The organism is Microcoleus sp. B13-B6 (assembly GCF_036705405.1).
Taxonomy (GTDB): domain Bacteria; phylum Cyanobacteriota; class Cyanobacteriia; order Cyanobacteriales; family Microcoleaceae; genus Microcoleus.
Genome location: NZ_JAUBUJ010000089.1, coordinates 20,024 through 36,964, shown reverse-complemented (window position 1 = coordinate 36,964; position 16,941 = coordinate 20,024). Strand labels below are relative to the sequence as shown.

Annotated in this window: 24 protein-coding genes; 13 read left to right on the top strand and 11 right to left on the bottom strand. The window is 48.2% G+C overall.

Annotation, left to right across the window (positions count from 1 at the left end; genetic code table 11):
* Positions 1-575: 575 nt before the first annotated feature.
* From QUB35_RS29750 to QUB35_RS29720, 7 genes are all read right to left on the bottom strand, one after another.
* Positions 576-734, bottom strand: a complete 159-nt coding sequence (locus tag QUB35_RS29750; RefSeq protein ID WP_333145247.1) for a hypothetical protein — start codon at positions 732-734, stop codon at positions 576-578.
* A 309-nt stretch (positions 735-1,043) separates the two neighbouring features.
* Positions 1,044-1,535 carry a hypothetical protein gene (locus QUB35_RS29745; protein ID WP_333145246.1) on the bottom strand — a complete coding sequence of 164 codons (492 nt, stop codon included), beginning with the start codon at positions 1,533-1,535 and terminating at the stop codon, positions 1,044-1,046.
* Entirely contained in the window at positions 1,529-4,966 is a 3,438-nt protein-coding gene (locus tag QUB35_RS29740; protein WP_333145245.1) for a plasmid replication protein, CyRepA1 family, read from the bottom strand. Before QUB35_RS29740 ends, QUB35_RS29745 begins: the two co-directional genes overlap by 7 nt.
* 212 nt (positions 4,967-5,178) lie before the next feature.
* Positions 5,179-5,358, bottom strand: coding sequence for a hypothetical protein (locus QUB35_RS29735; protein ID WP_333145244.1), 180 nt, complete (start codon positions 5,356-5,358; stop codon positions 5,179-5,181).
* A 322-nt stretch (positions 5,359-5,680) separates the two neighbouring features.
* The gene (locus tag QUB35_RS29730; RefSeq protein ID WP_333145243.1) at positions 5,681-5,839 is read right to left on the bottom strand and encodes a hypothetical protein; all 159 of its coding nucleotides are present in this window, start codon (positions 5,837-5,839) and stop codon (positions 5,681-5,683) included.
* On the bottom strand, positions 5,823-6,227 hold the full coding sequence (locus QUB35_RS29725; RefSeq protein WP_333145242.1) for a hypothetical protein: 405 nt from the start codon (positions 6,225-6,227) through the stop codon (positions 5,823-5,825). Before QUB35_RS29725 ends, QUB35_RS29730 begins: the two co-directional genes overlap by 17 nt.
* 100 nt (positions 6,228-6,327) lie before the next feature.
* Entirely contained in the window at positions 6,328-6,612 is a 285-nt protein-coding gene (locus QUB35_RS29720; protein WP_333107861.1) for a ribbon-helix-helix domain-containing protein, read from the bottom strand.
* Positions 6,613-6,770: 158 nt separating this feature from the next.
* Between QUB35_RS29720 and QUB35_RS29715 the strand changes: the two genes are divergently transcribed.
* The 11 genes from QUB35_RS29715 to QUB35_RS29665 all read left to right on the top strand — a co-directional run bounded on the left by QUB35_RS29715 (position 6,771) and on the right by QUB35_RS29665 (position 12,514).
* The gene (locus QUB35_RS29715; protein WP_333145241.1) at positions 6,771-7,388 is read left to right on the top strand and encodes a hypothetical protein; all 618 of its coding nucleotides are present in this window, start codon (positions 6,771-6,773) and stop codon (positions 7,386-7,388) included.
* Positions 7,388-7,564 carry a hypothetical protein gene (locus tag QUB35_RS29710; RefSeq protein WP_333145240.1) on the top strand — a complete coding sequence of 59 codons (177 nt, stop codon included), beginning with the start codon at positions 7,388-7,390 and terminating at the stop codon, positions 7,562-7,564. Before QUB35_RS29715 ends, QUB35_RS29710 begins: the two co-directional genes overlap by 1 nt.
* Before the next feature lie 2 nt (positions 7,565-7,566).
* Positions 7,567-7,767: a hypothetical protein gene (locus tag QUB35_RS29705; RefSeq protein WP_194011284.1), complete on the top strand. Its 201-nt coding sequence runs from the start codon at positions 7,567-7,569 to the stop codon at positions 7,765-7,767.
* 3 nt (positions 7,768-7,770) lie between these two features.
* Positions 7,771-7,986: a hypothetical protein gene (locus QUB35_RS29700; RefSeq protein WP_015179857.1), complete on the top strand. Its 216-nt coding sequence runs from the start codon at positions 7,771-7,773 to the stop codon at positions 7,984-7,986.
* 64 nt (positions 7,987-8,050) lie between these two features.
* Positions 8,051-8,776, top strand: coding sequence for a hypothetical protein (locus QUB35_RS29695; protein ID WP_333145239.1), 726 nt, complete (start codon positions 8,051-8,053; stop codon positions 8,774-8,776).
* A gap of 13 nt (positions 8,777-8,789) precedes the next feature.
* Positions 8,790-9,335, top strand: a complete 546-nt coding sequence (locus tag QUB35_RS29690) for a hypothetical protein (RefSeq protein WP_333145238.1) — start codon at positions 8,790-8,792, stop codon at positions 9,333-9,335.
* A complete protein-coding gene (locus tag QUB35_RS29685; protein WP_333145237.1) occupies positions 9,335-11,437 on the top strand; it encodes a hypothetical protein in 2,103 nt (700 codons plus the stop codon). The genes QUB35_RS29690 and QUB35_RS29685 overlap by 1 nt, the downstream gene beginning before the upstream one ends.
* The gene (locus QUB35_RS29680) at positions 11,427-11,558 is read left to right on the top strand and encodes a hypothetical protein (RefSeq protein WP_333145236.1); all 132 of its coding nucleotides are present in this window, start codon (positions 11,427-11,429) and stop codon (positions 11,556-11,558) included. The genes QUB35_RS29685 and QUB35_RS29680 overlap by 11 nt, the downstream gene beginning before the upstream one ends.
* Positions 11,559-11,572: 14 nt before the next feature.
* A complete protein-coding gene (locus QUB35_RS29675) occupies positions 11,573-11,827 on the top strand; it encodes a hypothetical protein (RefSeq protein WP_270883807.1) in 255 nt (84 codons plus the stop codon).
* Positions 11,820-12,272 (top strand): hypothetical protein, encoded by a 453-nt coding sequence (locus tag QUB35_RS29670; RefSeq protein ID WP_333145235.1) that lies wholly within the window; start codon positions 11,820-11,822, stop codon positions 12,270-12,272. Before QUB35_RS29675 ends, QUB35_RS29670 begins: the two co-directional genes overlap by 8 nt.
* A 104-nt stretch (positions 12,273-12,376) precedes the next feature.
* A complete protein-coding gene (locus QUB35_RS29665) occupies positions 12,377-12,514 on the top strand; it encodes a hypothetical protein (protein WP_333145234.1) in 138 nt (45 codons plus the stop codon).
* A 24-nt stretch (positions 12,515-12,538) separates the two neighbouring features.
* On the opposite strand, the gene QUB35_RS29660 is transcribed toward QUB35_RS29665, so the two are convergent.
* From QUB35_RS29660 to QUB35_RS29650, 3 genes are all read right to left on the bottom strand, one after another.
* A complete protein-coding gene (locus QUB35_RS29660; RefSeq protein WP_333145233.1) occupies positions 12,539-12,928 on the bottom strand; it encodes a hypothetical protein in 390 nt (129 codons plus the stop codon).
* Between the two features lie 61 nt (positions 12,929-12,989).
* Positions 12,990-13,841 (bottom strand): 3'-5' exonuclease, encoded by an 852-nt coding sequence (locus QUB35_RS29655; protein ID WP_333145232.1) that lies wholly within the window; start codon positions 13,839-13,841, stop codon positions 12,990-12,992.
* A gap of 456 nt (positions 13,842-14,297) precedes the next feature.
* Positions 14,298-14,630 (bottom strand): hypothetical protein, encoded by a 333-nt coding sequence (locus tag QUB35_RS29650; protein WP_333145231.1) that lies wholly within the window; start codon positions 14,628-14,630, stop codon positions 14,298-14,300.
* A gap of 240 nt (positions 14,631-14,870) precedes the next feature.
* Here QUB35_RS29650 and QUB35_RS29645 point away from each other — a divergent pair, with 240 nt between their 5' ends.
* Together QUB35_RS29645 and QUB35_RS29640 are read left to right on the top strand one after the other, a co-directional pair.
* Positions 14,871-15,452 carry a hypothetical protein gene (locus tag QUB35_RS29645; protein ID WP_333145230.1) on the top strand — a complete coding sequence of 194 codons (582 nt, stop codon included), beginning with the start codon at positions 14,871-14,873 and terminating at the stop codon, positions 15,450-15,452.
* Positions 15,453-15,678: 226 nt separating this feature from the next.
* Positions 15,679-16,272 carry a hypothetical protein gene (locus tag QUB35_RS29640; protein ID WP_333145229.1) on the top strand — a complete coding sequence of 198 codons (594 nt, stop codon included), beginning with the start codon at positions 15,679-15,681 and terminating at the stop codon, positions 16,270-16,272.
* A gap of 286 nt (positions 16,273-16,558) precedes the next feature.
* Here QUB35_RS29640 and QUB35_RS29635 read toward each other — a convergent pair whose 3' ends face one another.
* Positions 16,559-16,855 (bottom strand): hypothetical protein, encoded by a 297-nt coding sequence (locus QUB35_RS29635; RefSeq protein ID WP_333145228.1) that lies wholly within the window; start codon positions 16,853-16,855, stop codon positions 16,559-16,561.
* Positions 16,856-16,941: the final 86 nt, after the last annotated feature.

The following is a 16,941-nucleotide window of genomic DNA, read 5'->3' as shown; positions in this document are numbered from 1 at the left end:
CATCGTTTTTGTTTCTGCACGTAAAAGTCTGGTTTGTGATCACAAAAACATTGCTTGCTACTAACAAAGAACAGCCATAACCAGCCTCAACAAGCAAAGGCACGAACAGCAGAAAAAAGCAGTAATTTGACCGAAAAAGTCAGGCGTTTGCAGGATATTTTCAGGTAAATGCAGGTAAAGTGCACCCCCTGCAAATACCTGCACTTGCCTGACTTTATACTGCAAACGCCTGACTTTATACTGCACTTGCCTGACTTTAGCTGACGCAACAATTAGCTAATTTTTAGCGTTTTTAACAACAAGTGAATTGACTTAATAGTCAAGTTACGGTATAGTAAATTGAATTAAAAATCAAATTGAGCAAGTGTGAGAAAATTGGCAACACAGTAGCCGTTATGTCAGCCTTGGCAGTTGCATAAATTGCTGTTGTCGGACTCGCGCTTTGCAATCGGCTAAACTGTTATTGTCCGATCGAGCTTGACAGTCGGATAAAAATTTACCGCCTGACTCGGTTTACAGCAGTCGGTCGGTTTACAGCAGTCGCTCAACTTCCACCTATTAATGGCGGTTATAATTCACCACCTGATTAATACAAGCAGCAATCTCTTGCCGTAAGGAGCGATCGCTAATATATTCCCACAAAAAAATAGTTCGCCGTCCCTGTCCCATACCTTACCGCTCTTATTGAGGCATGGACGCTTCAGTAGCGACTCGCGAATCGAAACTGATTCCATATCAATAAGGTTTGAACTGCGGGTAAGCAATATGCTCAATATTGATGGGGGGTAGATATTTTTTGTCTGCACGTATTAGTCACGGTTTGTGATCACAAAAACATTGCTTGCTACTGAGAGAGAACAGCCAAAACCAGCCTCAACAAGCAAAGGCAGTCCTTGCACAAAAAAGCAGTAAAGGGACAGGAAAATGCAGGCATTTGCAGGATATTTTCAGGTAAATGCAGGTAAAATGCAGCCCCTACAAATACCTGCAAACGCCTGACTTTATACTGCAAACGCCTGACTTTATACTGCAAACGCCTGACTTTAGGGCACACCAAAATTAGCTAATTTTTTGGTGGTGGCTTCGATCGACGGTGCGGGGATTTCGGTAAAATATTTTGGGCAACGCGCGACCAATTCCTGAAAATCTAGGAAGTGCCGATCGCCGACAACCTCCACCACATCCGCCGCCACCACTTCACCACGGTCGATCGCGTCCTCCAAATCGCAATCAATACCCAGGGCAACTCCGGGCGAATTCCAGCCGATCGCCTGTTTGATTCTCTTGGCGAAGTGGTGGGCTGCTGGGAGTAGCAGTTCCTTGAATTGCTGCTGTTCGGTGTCGGATAGGGCGGCCCAGATTGCGTTTCGATCAGCGTGTCCCCGCTGACAGACCTCGGCTAATACGTTTTTGATGTCCAGAGCTGTTTGTCGATCGGCGGTGGCAATGGCATCTCGGACAAAGCCCAAACATTCGGCGTGGGTGGCGGGGTCGATCTGTACGGGCGATCGGGATTGCTGCGTAATTTCTAGCATGATGCACCTCCCTCCCAGCGGATTTGATGCGGCCATGCAAGCGTCTCATCCCAGACGCCGCCCACTTTCTCTATCAGCATTCGCAACTGAGCGCCGTCTGTGGTGGCAAGGAATCTTGCCCGCACCCATTCCCGCCCCCAACGCAAAACCCATCCCAGCCTACCTTTACTTGTCGGTGGCCCCATCTCTGCCGAAGCCTCGCCCGCCGTCGTATTTTCTGGGGTGGTTTTTGTCATAGATGGTTCTATTTGAGTATTAATAAACTCACAACCATCTATGACAGCATTTAAACTATATGGGGCGGAAGTTTCAGCCGTTTTTGTAGCAGCCTTTTTAGCTTCGACTTTTTGACTCATTCTGACCGCTGTCAGAGCAGAAAGTTCGTGCCAATTTTCGGGTAGGGAGCATACGCGGATGGGGCCTTTTTTTGTTAACTTTGTTGTGGCTTCAGGCTGGTAGTGGTAGGTATAAAGTCGTTGTTTATCTTCCCCCCTGGTTTGCCGACTGATTAGCGACACGCCGATAAGTCTCAAAAGTCGGTTAACGTACTTGATGCCGCTCTTGCCGGGATTCCCTAATATTTTTGCAACATCCTTATTTTTTCCCCATTTCAGAAACTCCTGGATTTCGGGAGATTCCTCAGACCAAGTGCGTTCGGGGTCTAAAAACTGCCTAAGCTTAAGCTCGCTAAGAGTCTTAAGCTTGAGCCAGCGGGAGCTATGGTCTGACAGCGAACTTTCCAGCTTTCCCGTCTCCCATTTGCTTCGCTGCAACAGTTCGGCTTCTTCTGGATTATTGAAGAGCCACGCTGTCTCTAGTTGCGTTAGGAGCGATCGGTCATCAAACCTGACCCGGTGTACAAATTGCCAATTCCAAAGTTCGGTATCCTCAATCCCCGGTAATTGGGTCTTAAGTCGGCATTTTTCCGCTTGGCATCTTTCGGGCCAGCTTGCTTTGTTGCTGCGGGATATTTCCTGTGCTTCCTCTAGGGATATGTCAGGAGCCTCGAAAATTTCCTGTGCCTCTTTTTCCTTACAGAGAATTTTGTTTTCTATGTGCCTCCCTGATTCGTCAATCCCGATCGATGGGCGATCGACTTCGTACCCATCTGCGATCAAAGCTTGCACGAGAAATTCTCGTAGCTCAGACTTCTCTAGATTCTCCTGTGCTTCAAAGTGGCAATAAGCCTGAAAAAGTGGATCTGAGTATTGGCGCTCAAGTTGGGCCTTGATATCCTCCATATATTCTTCGGCACCTAATAATCCCTTCTCAATGTCAATATTTAACTGAATTTGAAGGTTGATTTGATTGGCATAGTAAGAAGTGCGATCGGAGTTTTGAAGCCCAAAACCAGGACAGAGAATGGAAATTTGATTAAGTGGATGCCTTACGCGCCGCAGCATCTGAATCAAGGAATTTACACCCAAAACCCCGCAGAATAAACCGAACACGTCGGTACACCATTCGAGAATGCTGATGTCAATGCCGTTTTCAAGAGTTGGGGTATAGATAATCCAGGCCGGATTATTTTTCTCAATCCAAGCATCTGGGTCAGTTTGGAATTCAACCAGATCGGGGTCTGTCGAGTTTTTGGAGCAAACAAGCAAGCCCTTGCCGAATCTCTCTGTGAGAGTAATGGCAAGGGCTTCAGCTTCCGGCACAGAAAAATCGGTCGCTATTGCGGGGCAACCGGAGTTTTCTATGAGGTTGATAAAAGCCTGTTTTTCGGCGGCTGTTGGTTTCCCGCTCTCAGTCTCGAAAACGCGGACTTTCGGGCAATTTCCATTGTATTCGTTCAAATGCTTGATTACCCGCTTGTTCCCGGCAATTTTCGCGACCATTGAGACTGTATAGTCGGTGAGGTGTCCGTCTAGTAAGATAATTCGATCGGCATCCTGACACCCCTGACTAAATCGCTCTTTGATAGCTTCCCGATCGCGCCTCAAGGTGGAACTCATCAATAAATGCCTGAGAACGCTTTCTGCCTCGTCAAGAATTATTGTTGCCCCCTCAAAAATCTCAGGAGGAAGCTTGAGCAAAGAATCAAAGCACAGGCAGAGTCTGGCGTTGGGGTCTTTGAACATCTGATAACCGTTGTGAGCGTTGAGATGGTAAAACCCACATTTCTCGGCTGTCTGTAGCAGCAGACCGTTTCGACTCCCTAAAACGATGATTCTGCCTTCTGGATTACTGGCAATGATATCTTTGAGCCATTGAGTCTTGCCCGTCGCTAAACCACTTAAAATGCCCGTAATTGTGCCGGATGCTGGTGCGGAGGCGTGAAAATAGCGCGAGTTAAGGGCGCGATCTGGAGTATATTGCCGATTGCGTCGCCATTGGGCCTCAATCCTTAGCTTCTGGTAGTCTTTAGCTCCCGATAGAAGTGCATCTACATCACCGCCTGCCACAGCAAAATCATCGATCGCTTTATGAGGGCCGGGGAGAAGGGCAATTTTGCAGGTAACGTTAGCAAACAGTCGAGATGTAGTGCTGGCAGCTTTGAATTCTGGGGTTTCAAAACAATTCCCGTCGCGGTAGTCGAAGGTAAAAAATACGACACGTCCTTTGGTATCAAAGGGTTTAAGCGCTTCGTGCAGTTCGTGGGCAATTGCTTTTTGATATTGTGTTCCGTCGGGTTTTGTGATGGTTTCGCCACGCTCGGTTACTCTATAACCGGTTGTGATTCCTGGTAGACCGATCGCCGCCCATCCGCGAGAAATTAACAAAGCTGCTTTTTTCTCGCCTTCAGTGATGACGATCGGGCAACCGCTACTCTCAGCCCAATCCCAAAATCCAATCCATTCCCCGCCCAATCCAATTACAGGGAATTCTGGCATGGGTAAGCGAGCTTTTTCGGCTATCATCCTCCCAACTCGAACCGTAACAGCGGGGAAGAATATTTCTAAAGGCTTGCCTTTTGGCTGGTGGTACCGACGCTCTTTGCCTTTTTCATCTAACGCGATCGTCGCGCCTGTGAGTTGGCGAAAGCGGCCGTTCGCTATCCAGCCACCAGCAGCAGGGCCCGCAGGTCGGAAAATTCCTTTTGCCTTGATGTTTCCGTTTCTGGCATCCTCCGATGCTCCACAAAGATCGGAAAGGAGCCAGAATTTATTTTTGTAAAAATATCCTGCGTCGCCGATACACCGGGCAAGATTTCGAGCCGCTTCTAGGCTGATACTGCTGTTGTTGGTCTTATCGCTATCGGCAAAAATCGGCTCATATACAGCGGTTCCGATCGCAGAGGGGAAGTTTAGATCGTAGATGTCTTCGGCAACTCCCGATCGAACCACAACATCCTCATAGCAGCATTGATTTACATATTCTGCGTAATCTTTGCCAAACTTATCTAAAATTGCCGAGTCTTGACTAAAATTGCTTAAACTTGATAACTCTTGACCAGAGTTAGCTGAATTTGGTAAAATAGACACCATAGCTGGGTTCCTTGGAAGGTTGACCCGCTACACCTATATTTAAGAGAGGCCGCAAACTGTTCGCTGTCTGTTTGTAACTTGTAGACAAATTGCTAGCAACAGTAGATAGACTACGGTATATTGAAATTGTAATTATTTTTTCTTTGCTGGGCCTCTCAACAGGTGCAGCGATTTTTTTGACTTAAAGCGAGTGGAAATAATGCCTGCAAGTCTTACACTGCGATAGGTTTGGCATCTTCAAGATGTTTTTCTATGTGCTTTATATAAGTCTTGAGCGCTTGTTTGGTAAAGCTGGAACTAGAAGTTTCTAGCTGTGATGCTTTGCCTGTTACTAATAGATATTCGGCTTCAGTCAAGTAGACAGTTACCGAGTGTTTCCACCTTCGCGCCATTTTTCGTATCCTCGCTTCAGAGTTACCGACAATGATACTGTATCAATCGCAATTCTTGCCATAGATTTAGATAATTTGTCTCGATCGCGCGATATTGGCAAATTTTTGACCCAAAATCCCAGCATCCTCACTGCGCCGATCGGACAGCCTTCGCTCTTTTCCCTAAAAAATTAGTTAACAGCGTATATATCCGGGATATATACATCAGTCGATCGCCTATTGCTTTTTCTGGCGATAGGGTGTATTTTTGCAGGCTTATAAGCCAAAAAAAACACCACAGAATTGGATCGAGAAACCAATAGGCATCGGTGATTTAGCGTATTTACCACTTTACATAAAGTGGTATTTTCACCCCTAATAAAACCGTAAACGATCTATTTAATAAGTAGCCGATCGCCCGCACAGCCTCAACTCCCCACAGTCGCCGATCAACCGCGCCGCCATCTCTCCCACGGGCGATCGCTTCAATTTTGCCCGCCACCGTTGCCCCGGTTTCGGAGTTGGTTGTTGAGGTACTGCCAGATGTCGCGGATTTCTGTTTGAATGATTCGCATTTGCTCCCGCCATTCGTTGTTCTGCTGGGAAATCAGCCTCAGCGCTTCTTGATGGCTCCCAATTGCTGAAACCAGACCGTCAAAACGTTGAGCCAGTCGGTCAACGCGATCGGTGAGTTGGTCAATGCGATCAGTCAGGCGATCTATGGCTGTCGCATTGGCAAGAGTTTGAACTTCCAACCGCCCGATCGCCTCGGAGTTGGCAAAAGTCTGAGCTTCCAGCCTGGTCAGAGCCTCGGTGTTTGCCTGCTGCTGCACTGCGGTGGCTGCAAGGATTGCTTCTATTCGGTCTAATCGATCATTGGAACTATTCATTTACTTCTGCGTAATAGAGGTCAAGGAATGGCGCTCGGCATGGTTTGGGTTGAATTGTGACGTTTCCTTTGCTAGACATCTGCTAGATATTCGCTAGACATTAACTAGCACTTTTACTTGCCTTGCCCCGCTTGGCTGTTCCTGCAGTTGCTGGCTTGGTTGCGGTTGGCTCCGGTTCTGGTGGCTGCGGGTCGGATGTGCGATCGGCAGCATCTGCTAAGTCAGCCTCGGTATTTTTTAAAGAATGCCGCTTGCGGTACTCTGCAATCGCTTCTCCTAAAAGGATTGCTGCCATCTGGCTTTTGGTACGCATTTCGCGGTTAGCTATCTCATCTAAAGCTTCCCAAGTTTCATCGGGAATTACAGCATTTAGTTTTCTACTCATTAGTTCATATTCAATATCTCTCCTTCCATCATGCTATGTTCTGTCACCTTCTGTTTTGATTGTACTATGTGCAACCATGATGTGATGTGCTATGATGGCGAACATCAGAATCGATTCCAAATCGATTCTAAATTGATTCTCCCAAAGCAGGCGAAACTATGGAACTTAAAAACCAGGCTGTGATTGACGTAGAGGTTACAGAAATCGATTCCTCTCTCAGAGAATCGATTGAACGTTGGTACTCAGCGGCGCAAGTGCAGCGCATCCTTAATTTGAATAAGTCTGGGTTGCAGAAGGCGATTGCCAAGCTACAAGATATCTACGGCATTGAGCTTAAAGCCTTACGGCGTGGGGGTGCGCGGGCCACTCAATACTCTGAGCTTGCCCTGAAAGCTTGCAAACTACTGAATGCAGGAAAACTTAGCGAACTGCGAAAGCTGGTAGAAGCCACACCGACCGCACCTTCTGCGACCCCAGCCGGAGCATTGACAATCAACGAATACACCCCAGCATTGGATCAACGCATCACTCAACTTGGTCAAAATGCTGCAACTACCTCGGCATCCTTGAATCAGTCGGTTATGCAAGTTCTGGCTCAAATTGCCTCAGAGAATGAAGCGGCACAAAAACGTGATTCTGACTTAAGCCAAGCCAGAATCAACGCAGCACAAAACCGGGGCGCAGCACAAGGCTTGGCAATATTTCAAGCTGAACAGAAGGCACAAAACGAAGTATTAGCGCAATTGCGGGCTATGCAGTTAGGGGGAGTAGAATAATGGCTTTTTTTAAAGTGAAAGTCAGCCGGGAATGCAACACAACGAGAACCTTTAATGTTGTGGGAAACCGCCCACAGGAAGCTATACAGGCTGCTGCATTACAGTTGCGAGATGAAGGTGTAGCGGATGCTGTAGCGATTGCAGTAGTTGGTCAAATTAGTAGTTTGAGGGATTAAAAATGGTACGGATTATTAACGGTGTGGTGTTTGAAGACGGTAAACCCGGCAAACGGGTTATTAACACGAACGGTGGTAACTATGTCGAGAAAATCGAGGGTGATTTTATCGCTGGCACAGTTATCAACCATAAGCCAACACCAACACGCCAGGACTTATCTAAAAATGGCGATGCAATTGACGTGAAATCTGAGGAGGTTTAGGCGATGCTTGATGATGACAAAGACTTCGACAAAAACGTGACACGGCTGATGATTGGCGGTGCGTTATTGACCAACGCTCTTGTCTTTGCGGTCGGCTACGACACAGGCTATCAGTCTGGAGCAAAACGAGTCCCGGAGCCGACAATCATTCACGGCAACGTCACGATTAACAACAACAACAGCAACAATTTCAGCCAGCCGTCACCCGTCGAAAAGTAGGCGGCTGGCTTTGTAAACCTCTCCTAGCTTGCGCTGGGAGAGTTCTATCTAAGGAGATTGTACTATGGATTTTGGACGCAACGACAGCAGTAGCATAGCAATACGCAATCCCGCAGCCGGACACAGCCCCTATGTTGACGAAAAAGCGGGAGACTGGGGCGATGTAGAAGCCGACATCCTCTCTTATTTGAGCGATGTTAACAAGCTTGAGGCGATGGCGGACAAAGCTGCTAATGCCGAGCAGCTTGCCCTAGTCTTAGAGCCATTTTTGGATAACGCTAAAACCTATTTGGAGGCGATGGGAAAAATTGCCGACGGTCAGGTCACATGGACTGAAATCAGGAAACAATTCGGCTCCAAAGTTGCGAATGCCATCGCTAAAATCCGCAAGCTCAATGCGGAATTTGGGTCTGAGATGGAGCAACTAGATGCCAAAGACCGTGCAGCAATGCTGAAGATTGAAACCAAGCGTCAGCACGGACTAGCCGAGATTGCTTCTGAGCTCACAGGCGACTTACAGGCTGAGCTGTGGCGACACGAGAACAAGATGGAAGCTATCGCAAACAGGGGCGAGGTTGCAGAAAAGCGCCAAACAATCCAAGAATCACTTCGAGAACGCCGACAGAAGCTGCTCAGTCGCGCAACAGTCGGCTCGGATAAAGGGATTCAGGAGAAAGTGCCAGTGACTATTGGATCTGCCAGCAACAACAGCGCCAGCGTGTCGGCAACTGGTTCGCCTAGAGGATTTGGGGGCTGGTTTGCGAATGTAATGAATTTCAACAACCGTTAAAAGTGAGGGGACTATGCACGAAGGTTTTATCGGGGCAAGTCCCCTCTCTTTTGTGGGGGGACAGCACCAACAACAGCAACAGCAACAGCAGCAATATCAAGCTACAGCAGCACCAACAATTGACCAACCGCAACCAGAGGAAACCAACGCCGAACGCCAATACCGAGACGCTGCCAATCTTTGCGAAGTAGTAGCGCTCACGGTGTTAGGTTCGGCAGTGGTTTTTATGTTCCATTCAATGCAGGTTGCAGGCGGGTCAATTGTTGCAATTGGCATCTATCAGATTTACTTAGCAGCCAAGATTACCGGGCAATCTAAGCATCGCTTGCCTACTGCAATTGTCGGCGCTGGAGTGACGCTTGGCATGATTGCTAGCCTTGCCGAACCGTTATCTGAATCACAGCAGGTAGGGGATGTAGAGCCACGCTTGGAGATAGGCATCAAAGAAATTCAGACGGTTAAAAAACCTGTTTCAAGTAACTTTGATTACTTGCCTTCAATTGGGCTTGTCATTATCGTTTTCTGCCTAATGTTCAAAGCCAAAGGAGGGAGCAAGTAATGACACCATTAACCGAAAAACACGCTCAATTACTTAAGTCAAACCGCGCACTGCTTCTGACCTTTGAAAGACTCCCGGTTGGCGCTAAGTTGTCGGCAGTCGGTTTGGCGCTTGTGATTGGGATATATAGCGGAATAAGCGCCTTGACCGGGACGGCTAGCAATCGGGTGCAACTCTGTATCCGCAACAAAAGTGCTTTGCAATGCGTTGATAAGGCAGGCAAACCCTACATCATGACCGAGTACCACGCAGAGAAGTGGAAAGCAAATCCTCTAGTAGTTGTTCATAAGAAAATTCCTGCAACCAATCCACATAAAGCGTTGTGGATGGCGCTTTGTGGATGCAGTTTTTGGGTTGCGGGTGTTGGCGCTCGAAGCTTGCAGAATTCCGAACGCCAGCTTGCAAACTACGAGGCAATTGTAGAGAAACGCGACCTCGCAAAAGGTCAACTGGCGGCTCGTACTGAGCTGCTGGAAGATTACCGGGCAATGAGGATTAAAGAAGTACAGGCCGAGGGCGATGTGGAGGCGGTCGCGAATGACTGTGCGGTGGTTTTAAAACAGTGTGAAGTTTTGGGTGAAGCCGATATCAGAATTGCTCAAATGGAAGCTGAGGAAGCAGTTTTTGAGGCAGAAACTGCGGGTTTACCAGAGGATAAAAAGCAAGAATATATCGACTTTTTGCGGAATCAAAAAAATCCCTTTCAACTTCGGCTGACTGGGACGCAAACATTCGACGGCATCAATAACCCTGGTGACAAAGTTGAATCTGATTCAGCGCCCGCCATCCAGTCAAACTCCAACATTGAGATAGCTCATCAAATAGCAGCCAAAACCTTAAATTCTTTGGTGGCAATAAACAGTTCGATTTTCCTAGCAGCCCCTACTCGCTGCGGGAAAACTCGCACTCTGCGTAAGTGGCTAAAGGATTTAACAACCCGATTCCCAGAGGCAGAGATTTACGTCATCGCCCAGAAATACGAAGATTTTCCCGGCGTTCCGAGAAATCGAATCATGATATTTGACCCGCTACTTCCAGACGAGTCGATGAAGTTTCTGGATGAGGTTTACGAGAAGTTGCAGCGTCGGAAATCTAAGCCAGCAACCGAGGAAACCTACCGCAACCGACCAATTAAAATAATCCTTGAAGATTGGTTCGCCACTTACCAGTGCTTAGTGCAGAAACGAAACGCGCAACTGTGGGAAGAGAAGGCTTCCAAACTGGGAAGTATAGCGACCGTAGGGGGTCAGTATAATGTCGGCTACTTCATCTGTACGCAGACTTTCAACATCGCATCTAGTGGGGTTGCGGACAGCAATATTCGCCTTAATTTAGCCTTGCTAGCTCAAGGTTTAGTACGCACTACGAGCAACGGTGAGGAACAAGGGTCTTATGGCGTAATCGAGCAAATGTTAAACAACTCAAACGTCATTGCCAGTAAGGAAACACGGGATAGACTAACAGCGGAATTGAGCCTATTAATCCCGGATTCTATGGCTGAGCAAACGCCGATTGTTCTCTCCACGATTGGGAATCCCGTATTAGGTTTAATGCCACAAATTGAAGTGAATACCTCATGGATTGATGGCGGTTCCGAGGCTCCAAATAACATCTTTGATAGTTCATCGGAGACGGGTAACAGCGCCCAAAAAAACCAGCTTTCTGACGCTGAATACTGGGAGCGTATTTACAATTTGGAGTTCAATTTGGGGGATAAAAAGCAGTCCGATAGTCCGACGGAAGATGGCACATCATCGGATAGTGAGTCCGATAACGAGATTGAGTCCGATGAGCCAGAACCGTTGCCAGACAAGCTGTCCGGCTTTGTGTGGACTGTCCGAGCCGTCAGTCAGATGTTCCCTAATGTGGCTCCTGAGCGTTTATTTTCCTCGGTATCGGACGCTGCTCTGTCAGGTGCAAATATACGCCACATTATTAAGTCAGTTTTAAAGTGTGGTGAGAAATACGACCATCCAACACGCAGCTATACAAGGCACGGAAAAAGCCTCTTAAAGTGGCTAATTGAGAACTACGATAATGGCGAGATTGCACAGTTGCCAAAGATTCAAGAATTTCTCAGGAGTAGCACCGATGCTCAGTAAGTTAATCCGCGTTATTCCCGACTTTATTCTCAACCCCATCTACGACGCAATCTTTGCAGAGTTTGTAAGACGTGGAAATATTATCTTCTCTGATGACTTAAACAACCATGACTACAACTGAAGGAGAACGAAACAATGCCAACTATCAAGCAGTACGAACATTCCGGCAATCCACCAATTCCTGATGAATTAGCTACCTGCATTGCCTTCTTGCAAGCTGCAAAACTCAGAGCCGAAGCGCACATCTGCAACCCATTTACCGATACGTCGTGGCTGGAGGAACCCGAACAGAAATTGATAGACACGGCCAGCGTTTCCATTGATGTAGCTGTGCAGAATTTAGAAGCGTTAAGGGAGGCTCTGAGAAGGGATAAAGATGAAGATGAGTAAACCCACCAGCACCTTCCTAATCTCTGTCCGTCCGACTTGGGCTTCTGCCTTTTTCCTTGACCGCGACCCGAAAACAATCGAACTCAGAAAAGGAAGTTTTGGAGCATCCCTAAAACCGGGCGATAGGATTGCAATCTACGCCACCTTGCCGACTGCGGAAGTATTGGGAATTGTCCGGGTTCTGAAGCGTGAATCTCTGTCGATCGATCGACTGTGGCGGGCATCTGAACAAGGCAAACTGGCAAAAGTATCGCGCCAACAATTTGACGCCTACTACAACAATCAGGAATTGGGTATTGGGGTTTGGGTTAACAATGCCGAACTCTTGCCACGCCCGATCGCCCTTTCCAAACTTCGCCAAAACTGGGGTCATCACTGGCAGCCACCGCAGCAGATTCAACAGCTAACCCATGAACAGATCGCCGCACTGAACATCGCCCGCTGAACATTGACAACATAACCGAGCGCTACCTTGTCACAGATGAACCGAGCCGGACTGTGTTAAGGCTGATTTGACAGAACGAAACCAAGTAGTAATAGGAGTCAGAAATGGAAACCCTGCAAGATGTGCTGCTACGGATGGTAAAAGAGCATCTAGAACGAGAAGCCCAACGAGAGCGCGACGCCGATCGAGACGCCGATCGAGACGCCAGCCAGCCAGCCAACCCTACCAAGCCAGCCCCATGAAGAAATATAAGCTCAGTCACATTTTTATTTACCACGATTACATTGTGAGTATTTTTGTCGATGGGGCGTGGGAATTAATTTGCTCAAAGTATTACTTCCGCATCGTGGACACTTCTGCCAATTCCGCCTTGGCAGAAGCAGCCGCCAAGGCAGCGATCGATCAATACTCCTGAAGCGCGATCGGGAGTTGAGGCGGCGAAAGCAAGGATTGATATCTGGGTCGATCGGGTAAGCGAGCAGCGGTAAGAGCAAAACAAAAGCCCTCTGGTACATACCGGGGGGCTTTTGCTTTGGATGCGTCGCCGCTGCGTGAAACGACTTATCAATTCTACCGATCGCCCAAGCTCCAGAGCCGCTATACTGCGGTAATTGGGGCAAAGACTCATTGCCAATTACCAATTGCAAATTACCCATCGTGTAAAAAAGCTCCCTTGACATTTTCGGTCGGGGAGCTTTTTTGTTTTGGACGATCGTCTCACTCAGGTCTAGGCACGGGGCAATGAAATTTATCGTCATCCGCAGCCATCTTTTTTATCCGCTCCAGCACTGCCAAGCAATCACCCAGAGCGCGATGCTCGCCACAAAGAGGATGCCATCGGTAGCCTTCATGGTAATCGCTCCAGTCGCCTGCCCATTGCGCGTGCCAGTTCATCACGCACTCATAGCGCCTGCTTAAATTGAAGCTTTCTAGATTGTGCAATCTCCGGCAGTAATCTAGAATTGTTATGTCAAAAAAAGCATTGTAAATCAATACCCGCTTATTTTTCAGCGCCTCTACAATCTGCGGATAAATATCAGGAAAAGAGGGCGAATCTGCCACCATCTCGTCACTAATCCCATGAACTGCCGTTACGTCTGCCGGAATAGGAATCGTGGGCTTTACGAGCGTATTTAGTAGCGCTTCTCCTGTCGGGTTAATAATGGCAATCTCCACAATCTCAGCATTGTGCATCCCGGTTGTCTCGGTATCCAGAATTACCCAGTCATCCCTGGTCAACTCATCACGAGCCCAGCGTACAGCCGCGACTCTATCCTGTTCAATCAGCCGTTCTCGGCTGTTGTACCAGTCGTTATATTCGCGCTTGATTCGAGCTTTTTCGCGGTTAGCGGCAAGCGTTTCGAGTTGCTTTTCTGTCGGCTTTCTTTTTGGGCGGCAAGACTCTGGGTTATCGGGGTCATAGAGCAAAACGTCGTACTTTTGCGCCCTGATAATTCCGACTGCTTTTAGGGGCGATAAACCCAGTTCTGCGAGCTGCTTTTTGGTTTTGAGATTTTGAGAAGGTTCGCCGGGTTTCCCCCACCATTTGTACTCATCCAATTTCTCCATCGCCACCCCCTAAAATCTCCTCAATTTTCGAGATAGTATCCTTCGGCAGCCTTACGTCTTTATTGTGCTTTATATCTTTGATCAACTTGGTATCTTTGGCTAGCAGACTTTTGAAAAAGCTGGCGACTTTACCGGCTTTATCCGATAGGTCGATCGCAGGTGCTGGGTTCTGTTCGGCAGCAGGTGGCGGATTCTCTTTAAGTTTTGCCAGTTCTGCCAGTGTTCGATCGAGGTCGGCTTGGAGTTGCGCTCGATCGCGCGTAACTTCTTCTAATTGCTCCTCAAGCTTCCATTCTCTTTCTCTGCCATTGGCGATGATAAAAGCTTGAGTTTTGATGCTTTCTTGGGCTTCCTCTAGCTCCTGCTGTGCTGCTGCGAGTTCCTGTTTGGCTGCTGCAAGTTCGTCTTCAGTTTGTTTGAGCTGTTGCCTGAGCGCTTCGTCATTGGGGCGATCGGTCAGGCAGCGGACTCCCCCAGCAATTCAGCCTTTAATTCTGCTTTGAGTTCCGCTCGCAGTGGCTTAATGATTTCTACAATACGCTGTTCCAAGCTGCTGTCTGACAATTCTTGTCTTACGTCAGACGGCTGTTGTCTGACTTCTGCGGGTGAGGGTAGGACAACGGAGCCATCAGACAGCGCCGCGAGGCCCGCCCGCATAATGTCGATCAAAGTCTTAGAGCGATCGCACCCGTGGTTATTATTAGCCGCCGGATAACGCTCTTTCCCTAGATTGTCGATCGCCTCCAACACTTCATCGGGACAGCGAAAAGTTAGTGATGTCGAAGCCATTGTCTTACCTCGGTTATATATGTATGACACTATTGTATAACACCCGTCGCCGTTTGTATGACATATAAGCAGAATTTGTTATACAGTCGTTTGTCATACACCCTGCTTATGTCTAACAAATTAGTCTTACAAACGCTTGACAAGTGTCTAACGTCTTGTTAGTGTGTAAGACATAAGGGTAAGACAAACCCAGACGCCACATTGCTACAACTACCACTACACAACACATAGGACGCCACAATGATTAACGTACTCGCCGCCAAATTCAATCAAGTTGACGCTTCGATCGCCGATACTCAGTCTCAAATCACCGCTCTCCAAACCAAACTGAGCGAGCTTCAAGATTACCGCCAGCAGTTGCAATCAGTCGAGCAAGCTTGCGAATCGGCATTGAGTCAAGTAGACACGGCATTGATGATGCTGCACCACGTAGACGCATCACAGGTCGGGACTTTCAAAGACGCGATCGACATCAAGTTTGCAACTGAGGCGATCGGCATTTTATCCCCAGCCGACACTGCACCGACGCAGCCGATCGAGCCGGAACCGACTGCACCCACAGCACCGGAACCAGCCGCGCCAGATGTTGAGCCAGCTATTGATGTCGAAGTCACGACCGCCACAGATACACCCGCCACCGACGAGCCGATCGAGCCAGCGGTCAAAGCAGACATCGAAACGCTACTCAACAAAATGTCACTCGCTGACATCCGTAAGCTTGCTAAAGCCAAAGGAGCGGACGCGCGGGGCAACCGGGTCAACATCGCAGCGAGGTTAAAGAAAATCGTCACAGAGTCTGATATCTGGAATGCCACCGCCTAACCCAGATTAGCAACTAAGCCAAGTGTAAGACCACAACCTAACTCGGTTTTACACTTGCCTTACTTTTGTCTTATTTTGTCTAACAATTTGTCTAACTACTATTGACAATTGTCTAACAAACTGCATAATGTAAGACATACAGGTAAGACAAGCTTACCCAAAAACAAACCACCGCCCAAAGTTTACGAGGCCGCAGGCGGTGGCTAGCCCCTAACAGGACATAACCATGAACGTAACACAGACCGCACCCAAACCAGCCTCCACAGTCAAAATCTGGGAAGATGCCAGCCCTCTCGCTGCGGTAGGAGATGTGATTCGCAAAGCATTTTGCCCGATCGCCCGCGTAATAGGCAAGGAAATTTTGGCAAATGGCTGCACTTGCTTGATCGTCTTTTTCCCTGGCTGCCTCGATCATCACAGTGAGGAATGGGTACTCGAAGCACCCGCAGCCATCGCCACAACAACACCCACAACAACAACCGGAACTAACGGCGATGAACCCCCAAACCGTGGCGACAACAGACGCGGGCGTGTGCAGCCAGCAGCCAAAAAATCACAGGATCGTAATAGTGCCGAACTGGCAATTATTCGGGAGGAATTAGCTGCTATTGGAATCAAGCTCGGCAAGCTGATTTCTAGCCGGGAAGATATCAAAGGTTGGTTTGTAGTCTGGGAGGGTTCACCCGCCGCGCTCTATTGGAGCTCTGGGAATGGCTGGGAAATCAGCACCCGCAAAGGGCAAGCGGAACTTACCGGAAATTGGGAAGGTTTCGATCTGATAGAGCATCTCGATAGCAATGGGATCGAACTTCCCGAATAGTCGATCGCGCCCCATCTGCAAAAGGATGGGGTTGCTTTTTCCCCCAGTGTTCGCGTAAACTACAATTTACGATGGCATGGGGGTAAAAATGCGCCCGCCCAAGGTGGACGGGACTGTGGTGTCTAAGCGGCTCTGTGTTTTAGTATCGCTTGTTGCGCCAAAGCTGTCGCTTGATTTTCTGATTCCAGAATCAAGACCGGAATGTTCTCGCCGGCCCGCTAGGTTGAGTCGCCGTGCCAGAACTGCCGCGTGATACTGAAAATGCCCGCTAACAATTTTGTATCCGCTACTGTCTCGCACCACCACGGGGGGAATTATGAACCCACCGATCGCCAGACGCTCGCTCGCCAGCAATTTCTAGTTCGTTGCGATCTTCGTTGCAGACTGGCACATCAGAAGTGATGCGCTTTACCGAGACTAACGAGAGCATTAGTTTCTTGGCGGAGATCGGCTTAGCCGTAAGCACTCTCCGTAGTTGGTGCGGTAGCGTCGGTGTGGCGATCGGTTCTGGGGCGGTCGGAGTTTTTTCGGGCAGTGGTTTTGGTTGTACTAGATAAATACTAGCACTATGCCTAGTAGACATTTAGTAATTAAGCTAGTTTTTGTGTCTAGTATTTCTCATGAGTCAATGCTAGTATCTTTGTCTAGCTTATGTACTAGATACCGCTA